Here is an 8,975-nt window from a genome sequence, read left to right on the forward strand (position 1 = left end):
GATAGTTTTGTCTCATACAATGCGATTCCGACAATCCTATGGGACAGTTTCGCTTTGTTTTCCACTTGTTTTGTCCCATAGAGCCCGTCTATGAGACAGTTTCGCTTCTATTTTTGATAGTTTTGTCCCATAGACAACTAGTTACGCATATTTATGAAGTTTCCGTCTATTTTGTCCCATAGGAGTCTATCCGATGAATCACTTTCCCAAAATTCCACATAAATATTGGTCTTGAGAGCTCCCCTCAAGACCATAAAATTAAAGTAGTTTCGATAGGAAATCCTTTGCCCGCTCACTCTTTGGCTCGTTGAAAAATTGATGGGGTTCAGCATCTTCCAAAATGACACCATCATCAATAAAAATCACCCGATCTGCCACTTCTTTCGCAAAATTCATTTCATGGGTGACAATCACCATCGTCATCCCCGTTTCCGCTAAATCCTTAATTACATCTAGTACTTCCTTTACCATTTCCGGATCGAGTGCGGATGTCGGTTCGTCAAACAGCATAATTTCCGGCTCCATTGCGAGTGCCCGGGCAATGGCCACCCGCTGTTTTTGACCGCCTGACAACTGGCTTGGATAGCTATCCACCTTGTCACTTAAACCAACTTTTGCCAAAAGATCCTTGGCATTTTTTTCTACTTCCCCTTTCGCTAACTTTTTTACCTTTTGTGGTGCATACGTAACATTTTCTAAAACCGTCATATGCGGGAAGAGATTAAATTGTTGGAAAACCATGCCGATATGTTTGCGAACTTCCAAAATATTCACTTTCGGATTTGTGATTTCTTGATCTTTAATATAAATTTTTCCTTCCGTTGGTTTTTCCAATAAGTTAAGGCAGCGTAAAAAAGTGGATTTTCCCGAACCTGATGGACCGATAATAGCGACGACTTCCCCCTGATGTATGGTTGTACTAATATTTTTCAAAACCGGATTTTTCCCGAATACTTTCGTAATTTGTTCCACTTTAATCACTTGCTCTCAACCTCCGTTCCACAATGCTGCCAAGTTTTGTTAAAATGACAACCATGACCCAGTAGATGAGTCCGGCAACCAGCAGCGGTTCAAAGTTTCGATAAAGCTGGGCGCCAATAATTTGGGCTCGGCGCATTAAGTCTAAATATCCAATCGTTGAGACAACTGCCGATTCCTTTGTTAATGTAATAAATTCATTCATCAAGGCCGGTAAAATATTTTTCACCGCTTGCGGCAAAATAATATTCAACATCATCGGTCGATACGGTATACCAAGGGCTTCCGCCGCTTCCACTTGTCCCTTATCCACTGCCATAATCCCTGCACGAATAATTTCCGAAACATAGGCTGCAGAGTTCAATCCAAATGCTAAAATAGCTGCCAAAAAGGTTGGAATATCGTAACCTGTTAACTGAGGAATTGCATAAAAAATTATCATCAATTGCAAAATTAATGGTGTCCCTCGAAAAATAGATGTATATGCATTGGCAAACCATGTTAAAATCGAATGACGCGTAATTTTACACAAAGCTAACAATGTACCTAAAATTAACCCGATTAAAATCGAAACAAACACAAATTTTAATGTGACCCAAATTCCTTGTAAAAGAAATGGAATATATGGACCTAATTGGCTAAAATCTAAATTCATTGACTTAAACCTCACTTCCTCTGCCCGATCCTTGATTAGCCCTAACAAGGATTCCTAGACATTCACACACAAAATATCGTATTTGATTGTTACCTAACTCTCAAAAATTTCAACATCAGAAATCAATGGCATTCGCACAGTAAATATCGTATTTGATCGTCTCTCCACCATCAAAAATTACCGGCATTCATACAATAAACGGCGCATTTGATTGTCACGTAAGCCCAAAAAATTTCACCATCACAATCATCGGCATTCGCAACTAAATGCTGTTTTTGATTGTCACTCCACCATCGGACATCATCGGCATTCATACAATAAATGTCCTTTGTTATTGTCGCTCCATGATTACACAATTACGTATATCATCATTATATCAACAGAAAATGAGCTTGTTGATTGGTAAAATTTTTTCGGCTCAAACAAACAGAGAATCGGTGGTCATCGCAATTACACGCAAACCACCGATTATTGCTACCCAGTTATTCATTTTATCATAATTTCATAAAAAACTATTCTTTTATTCGATAGCGACTTGGTCTAATTTCCATTTCTCTTTCAGTTCTTTAATTTTTCCTTCTTTTTCAAGTTTATCAAGGGCTTTGTTTACATCATCAACAAGGTCACTGCCTTTAGGGAAGGCAATTGCCATACCCGGAGAGCTAGTTGTCGGGTCATCAAACCCAAATAATCCTTGTTCATCTCGGTAACCAACAGCCACAACACTATCCATATAAACGGCATCCACACGGTTTGATAATAATTCTTGAATGAGCACGCCTGCATTATCAACAGGTTTAACCGTAAATCCATATTTTTTACTTAATTCATTGGCACCTTCTTCTTGAATCGTACCAAGTTGCACACCTACCGTTTTCCCTTCCAAACTTTCCAAGCTCTCTATCTTTTTATCCGGAAGCGAAAGAAACATTTCACCGGAACGATGGTATTCTTTGGAAAAATCAACATTCTTTTTCCGTTTTTCTGTTGTACTCATTCCTGCCATGACCATGTCCACACGTTTTGACTGAAGAGCACCAATTAGTCCATCAAAATTCATATCTTGAATTTCTAATTTATATCCCAATTCGTCAGCGATTAAATTCGCTAAATCGATGTCAAAACCAACAATATTTCCTTCTTTATCACGTGATTCGAAAGGTTTAAAATCCGCAGAAGTCGCCATTTTTAACACCTTGTCATTTTTAGAAGAGTTGGAACTTGTTTCATTACTCTTACCACAAGCGGCAAGCAGCAAAACAAATGATAGGAACATTACCATTATCTTGAATTGTTTTTTCATTATGCTTATCCCCCATAATTTTTTTAACTTTCCATTTTCTATATACAATATACGTATATTTATAAGTTCGTATGTATATTTATAACACACTTTTCATTATTCAGCAATAGTTTTTTTATTATATTATTTATAAGGGCAGAAAAAAATACCCCGGTTTTTCCAGGGCAGTGAACAAGTAAAGATACAATTATCTTTTTATTTTCTCCTCTTTTATCAAACATTTTGCACAAGCATCTTGCAAATCACAAGCGGCACATTTTCCTTTACTGCTGCGTTTAATAAATTTTACAATCGTCCAAACAGCATAACCGAATATAAGCGAACCAAGCAAAATATTAAACATACAAATCAGCTTCTTTCTTCCATATTTAAAGTCCCAATAAATTGCCGCCTTGAAAGATTATGAAAGATATCACATAAGCAATGATAAATGGATAAACCATCGAGAAAATCGTCCATTTCATTGATCCCGTTTCTTTTTTAATCGTTGCGACCGTTGCCAGACAAGGGATGTAAAGTAAGATAAAAACGAGAAAACTATAAGCAGATAACGGTGTATATGAATCGGCCACGACACCTTGCAAAAAAGCGGTTGATGACGTGTGATAAACAATATTTAAAGTAGATACGACCGATTCTTTTGCTAAAAAACCGGTAAGTAATGCGACCGCCGCTTGCCAAGAACCAAATCCAAGGGGGGCAAATACCGGTGCCAAAAACCCACCTAATTCCGCCAACAAACTGTCATCCATCGTAACGTTGAATCCACTACGCCCAACAACTGATAATAACCAGATGACGACGGTTCCTCCAAAAATAAACGTACCAGCTTTTTTTATAAACCCTTTTCCTTTATCCCATGTACTTTTTGCCAATGTTCCAAGATGCGGAACCCGGTATGGAGGAAGTTCGATGACAAACACCGATGCTTCACTTTTTAACATCGTTTTTGAAAATAATTTTGCTAAAACAAGCGCAAGGACAACACCCATTGTATACAAAGACAATACGACAAGGGCTTGATTTTCCCCGAAAAATACCCCGGCAAATAATGCATAGACCGGCAAGCGAGCGGAACATGACATTAATGGGGTGAGTAAAATTGTAATCAAACGCTCTTTTGGTTGCTCGATGGTCCGTGCCGACATAATTCCCGGTACATTGCAACCAAACCCAATAACCATTGGGATGAATGCTTTTCCGTTTAATCCGATACTCTGCATAATTCGATCCATAACTAAGGATATCCGTGCCATATAACCTGAATCTTCCAATACAGAAATAAAGAAGAAAAGAATAAAAATTTGCGGAACAAAAACAAGCACACCACCGACGCCCGGGACGATTCCATCTAAAATCAAGTTGAATAGAAAAGCAGATGTCCCAAATTTATTCAAAATATTTTCCAGCCAATTTGTAAAAGGTCCCGATAAAAAGGAATCCAACGCATCAGATAACGGTGAACCGATCCAATTAAAAGTAATCATGAACATGAAATATAATAACGTTAGAAAGATGGGCATTCCTAAATATTTATTTGTTGCAAATCGATCAATTTTATCTGTCAAACTCTGGCGAACCTCATTGGTTATAACAACAGAATCATTTAAAACAGTCCGAATAAATTGTTCTCGTTTCTCAAAAATAGCATCCTGCAATGTTTGTCCCGTTGTTTCAAGCAGTTCTTTTTCTGTTTCCGCCAACAATTCCAACAATAGAGCATGATTTAACAATCTTTCCAAATACGTTTTTACTGTATCATTACCCGAATAAAATTGAATGGCCAACCATCGTTTTGAAGGCAAATCAATTGAGCATTCATAAAGTAAATCAACAAGTTTGCTAATTCCTGTTTCAATTATTACCCCGTAGTCCAGTCGAAACGGTTCTTGAGGTAATTTTTCCTCGTAAGTAATTTTTTCCAGCAATTGATTGCAACCTTTTCCTGTCCGGGCAATGATCGGCTGAATAGCAACGCCCAGTTTGTTTGATAAATTTTGAATGTTAATCTCTATCCCACGGGACTTCGCAACATCAATCATATTCAGGCCAATCATTAGCGGTTTGCCAAATTCCAGCAATTCAATCGTCAAGTGTAAATTTCTTTGGAGCTGGGAGGCATCGACGATATTTATGATAGAAGTAAAGTGATTCCGCAATAAAAACTCCGTGACGACCCGTTCATCCCTTGACAACGGATTAAGGGAGTACGTTCCCGGTAAGTCGACCAATTTTGCTTGTTTATTTTTTAACAAACCAATTTTTTCCTCGACCGTGACACCACTCCAATTGCCAACATATTCGTAGGAACCTGTCAACTGATTAAAGAGTGATGTTTTTCCAATATTTGGGTTTCCAAACAAGGCGATTTGCATCATTTTTTCTCCACCCGAATGGAATTTGCCTCATGCAAGCGAATGCCGATGCGTTGACCGTTACATTCAACCACACATGGGCCCCCAAGAGGCATTCTCGTCTTTACATTTACTTCTGAGCCTAAATATATACCTAAATTCATTAATCTTGTTTTTACAAGTTGATTTAATGAAGAAAGATCTTTAATTGTTGCCTTTTCACCTTGTTTTAAATCAGATAGAACCATTGAGAATCATTCCCTTCTCTATAAGAAAAGCGGAGGACGACCTATTTGCGACGTACATACTGGAGCGCCCCGCAATGATAAAACTCGTCTACAGTGTTTGACCAGTACTTTTATACTATTTTATTCTGAAAAAAGTCCTGTTAATGAAAATCATTATCATTAACAATTCTATTATAAACCTATATACGACCATTTTTACGATTAAAAATGAAAATTTCATAAACAAATTTTGTTTTGGATTAATTTTCACAAAAAATATGACATAATAGAAATAGATATATTTTCCAAAATGCCTAGAAGGAAGTGGTGTGAATTGTCACAATGGTATAGTAAGACTGTTCAAGAGATCACTGAAGAATTGAACACCAATATTGAAACGGGTTTATCAAGCCAGGAAGCTGAAAACCGATTAAAGCAATATGGTCCGAACAAATTTCAAGAAGGCGAAAAAACTTCCATCTGGAAAATGCTTTGGGAGCAAATTAACAGTATCCTCATCTGGATTTTGATCGTTGCTGCAATTATTTCTGCTTTTGTTGGCGAAATTACAGATGCTATTATCATCTTCATCGTCATCGCTTTAAACGCAATAATCGGAATCGTGGAAGAATCAAAGGCAGAAAAAGCTTTGGAAGAATTAAAAAAGATGTCTACGCCAAAAGCGATTGTAAGACGGGATGGGCAAATTAAAGAAATTTCCTCGGAGAACCTTGTTCCCGGAGATGTTGTTATTATTGATGCCGGCCGTTATATTCCCGCTGATCTTCGGCTTATTGAGACAGCTAACTTACAAATTGAAGAATCCGCATTAACCGGTGAGTCTGTCCCGGTAGACAAAAATGCCGGTTGGAGCTCTGACTCGGAAGTTCCTCTTGGTGACCAACAAAACATCGCCTTTATGTCGACTCTCTCCACCTATGGCCGCGGGACTGGAATCGTCACCTCCACCGGGATGGAGACGGAAATTGGAAAAATCGCCAAAATGCTCGGCGGTCAAGAAAAAGAAATAACCCCATTACAGAAGAAATTAAATGAATTGGGCAAAATTCTTGGCATTGGCGCCGTAATGATTTGTATTATTATGTTTTTCGTCGGCTATTTTCAAGGCAGAGATGTTTTGGACATGTTCCTTATCGCTGTAAGTCTGGCTGTTGCTGCTATTCCTGAGGGGATGGTTGCCATTGTTACGATCGTTTTAGCCCTCGGAGTCCAAAAAATGAGTAAACGCCATGCGATCGTACGCAAACTCCCTGCAGTTGAAACATTAGGTTCCGTCAGTGTCATATGTTCCGATAAGACCGGGACGTTAACGCAAAACAAAATGACCGTAACAAAAGTTTATGTCGATGGCAAATACACCGACCTCAGTACGATCCAACCGAAAGACGATGCGAGTTGCCGTCTATTAAGGGGGATGATGCTCTGTAATGATGCTACCCTTGATAGTGGTGACCCGACCGAAATCGCCTTAATAGTCGCAGGAAATGATTTGGGCTTGGATAAAGCGAAACTGGAGCAACAGTTTCAACGTGTGAACGAACTGCCCTTTGATTCGGACAGAAAGATGATGACGACCGTCCATCGAGACTCTTCATCTTATTTTTCCGTTACAAAAGGGGCGCTTGAAAGTATCTTGCCAAGAACTACAAGTATTTTTAAAAACGGACAAGTCCAACCGATTTCTGCTCACGATAAAGAAGAAATTTTGGAAGCTTCAAGAAAAATGTCTGATGAAGCGTTGCGAGTATTGGCTGTTGCTGAAAGAACATCGTTGGCTGACACGGAAGCATCAGAAGAGCAGCTCATCTTTCTTGGCTTGGTTGGGATGATTGACCCACCGAGGGAAGAAGTAAAACAATCCGTTGCTCAATGTAAGGATGCAGGTATTCGGACGATTATGATTACCGGTGATCATCAAAACACCGCACTCGCCATTGCAAAAGAGCTCGGTATTGCCGACGATTTATCACAAACAATGACCGGACAGGAACTAAATGAAATAAGCGACACCGAATTGCAAGAAAAAGTAGAAAAAGTTCGTGTGTTTGCCCGTGTATCTCCGGAGCATAAAGTACGAATTGTCCAAGCATTAAAGGAAAATGGCTTAATTGTTTCGATGACCGGTGACGGCGTTAATGATGCTCCGTCTTTAAAGCAAGCCGATGTCGGGGTTGCCATGGGGATTACCGGTACCGATGTAGCTAAGGGAGCAAGCGATATTATTTTAACGGACGATAATTTCTCGACCATTGTTTCCGCTGTAGAACAAGGGCGAAACATCTTCCAAAATATCAGGAAAGCCATTTTGTTTTTACTCTCCTGTAACTTAGGTGAAATTACCGCCTTATTTATCGGTATCTTATTAGGATGGCCAGCACCGTTAACGGCTGTACAAATTTTGTGGGTAAATTTAATTACAGATACATTACCTGCCATTGCACTTGGTATGGACCCGGATGACCCGGATATTATGAAGGAAAAACCGCGGAACCCGAAAGAAAGCTTTTTTGCCCATGGAAATGGTGCTTATACAGTATTAAACGGTATGTTAATCGGGTTTATCACTTTATTTGCTTTTATCGAAGGCCTACGTTATTATACGGGCGCCGCTTCAATTTTTGCGGTTGACTTCGGGAATATTTCCGAAGATGCGCTGACTCATGCGCAAACCATGGCATTTATCACATTGAGTGCATCACAATTGTTCCATTCATTGAATTTAAGAAGCCGGAGAAAATCGATATTCCAAACGGGCTTGTTTACCAATCCACTTTTGCTTGGAGCAATCATAATTGGGCTTTTGATTCAAGCATCATTGGTGTACGTGCCATTTTTCCATGACGTATTTGGCATTTATGTCGTTGGTTTGAAAGATTGGGGATTCGTGATCGGTATCAGCTTAATACCGGTGATTATCAATGAGATTTATAAAGGGATCAGACGAATTATTTAATTTAGTGAACGTCTTCCGTTGTCATGGCTTCAATTTTCGGTAATGGTGTAAGATGAATTATTTAATATGGTGAAGGGCCTTATCAAGGATGGGGGCCCTTTTCCTATGTGGGTGGGGCGTATTTGGTCCAGGCCAGATCAATCATCCATTCAATAGTAGGGTGCCTTGTAATCAATAGTCCCCCCTGCTAATTCAATTGTAGAATCCCAAAATTCAACAGTTAAATCCCAGTATTCAACAGTGTCCCCCACTAGTTCAACAGTAGAATCCCAAAATTCAACAGTAAAACAGGGGTATTCAACAGTAAAAAGCGAATATTCAACAGCACTACCCTCCTATTCAACAACAGAGGTCCAGACAAATTTAGTAAAAAGTAAGCCAAAATGTCCCATTGGATTATCGGAATCTCGTGCTATGGGACAAAATCATCTAAAATTCAAGCTAAACTGTCCCATAGAACAGCTGTATGGGACAGTTTAAGTGG

Annotated in this window: 7 protein-coding genes; 1 reads left to right on the top strand and 6 read right to left on the bottom strand. The window is 39.1% G+C overall.

Annotated features, from left to right (window positions below; genetic code table 11):
- Positions 1–258 precede the first annotated feature (258 nt).
- The 6 genes from LIZ98_RS15805 to LIZ98_RS15830 form a co-directional block, all read right to left on the bottom strand.
- Positions 259–981 carry an amino acid ABC transporter ATP-binding protein gene (locus LIZ98_RS15805; RefSeq protein ID WP_227091931.1) on the bottom strand — a complete coding sequence of 241 codons (723 nt, stop codon included), beginning with the start codon at positions 979–981 and terminating at the stop codon, positions 259–261.
- A complete protein-coding gene (locus tag LIZ98_RS15810; protein ID WP_216407976.1) occupies positions 974–1,633 on the bottom strand; it encodes an amino acid ABC transporter permease in 660 nt (219 codons plus the stop codon). The genes LIZ98_RS15805 and LIZ98_RS15810 overlap by 8 nt, the downstream gene beginning before the upstream one ends.
- 520 nt (positions 1,634–2,153) lie before the next feature.
- Complete coding sequence (locus LIZ98_RS15815) at positions 2,154–2,936, bottom strand: ABC transporter substrate-binding protein (protein ID WP_227140197.1); 783 nt, start codon at positions 2,934–2,936, stop codon at positions 2,154–2,156.
- A 187-nt stretch (positions 2,937–3,123) separates the two neighbouring features.
- Positions 3,124–3,279: a FeoB-associated Cys-rich membrane protein gene (locus tag LIZ98_RS15820; RefSeq protein WP_108897561.1), complete on the bottom strand. Its 156-nt coding sequence runs from the start codon at positions 3,277–3,279 to the stop codon at positions 3,124–3,126.
- Positions 3,280–3,304: 25 nt separating this feature from the next.
- Positions 3,305–5,314, bottom strand: a complete 2,010-nt coding sequence (feoB, locus tag LIZ98_RS15825) for a ferrous iron transport protein B (RefSeq protein ID WP_227140198.1) — start codon at positions 5,312–5,314, stop codon at positions 3,305–3,307.
- On the bottom strand, positions 5,311–5,538 hold the full coding sequence (locus tag LIZ98_RS15830; protein WP_173668062.1) for a FeoA family protein: 228 nt from the start codon (positions 5,536–5,538) through the stop codon (positions 5,311–5,313). Before LIZ98_RS15830 ends, feoB begins: the two co-directional genes overlap by 4 nt.
- Positions 5,539–5,851: 313 nt before the next feature.
- Between LIZ98_RS15830 and LIZ98_RS15835 the strand changes: the two genes are divergently transcribed.
- The gene (locus tag LIZ98_RS15835; RefSeq protein ID WP_227140199.1) at positions 5,852–8,491 is read left to right on the top strand and encodes a calcium-translocating P-type ATPase, PMCA-type; all 2,640 of its coding nucleotides are present in this window, start codon (positions 5,852–5,854) and stop codon (positions 8,489–8,491) included.
- The last annotated feature ends 484 nt before the right edge of the window (positions 8,492–8,975 follow it).

This window comes from Caldibacillus sp. 210928-DFI.2.18 (assembly GCF_020554505.1).
In the GTDB taxonomy this organism is placed as follows: domain Bacteria; phylum Bacillota; class Bacilli; order Bacillales; family Caldibacillaceae; genus Caldifermentibacillus; species Caldifermentibacillus hisashii.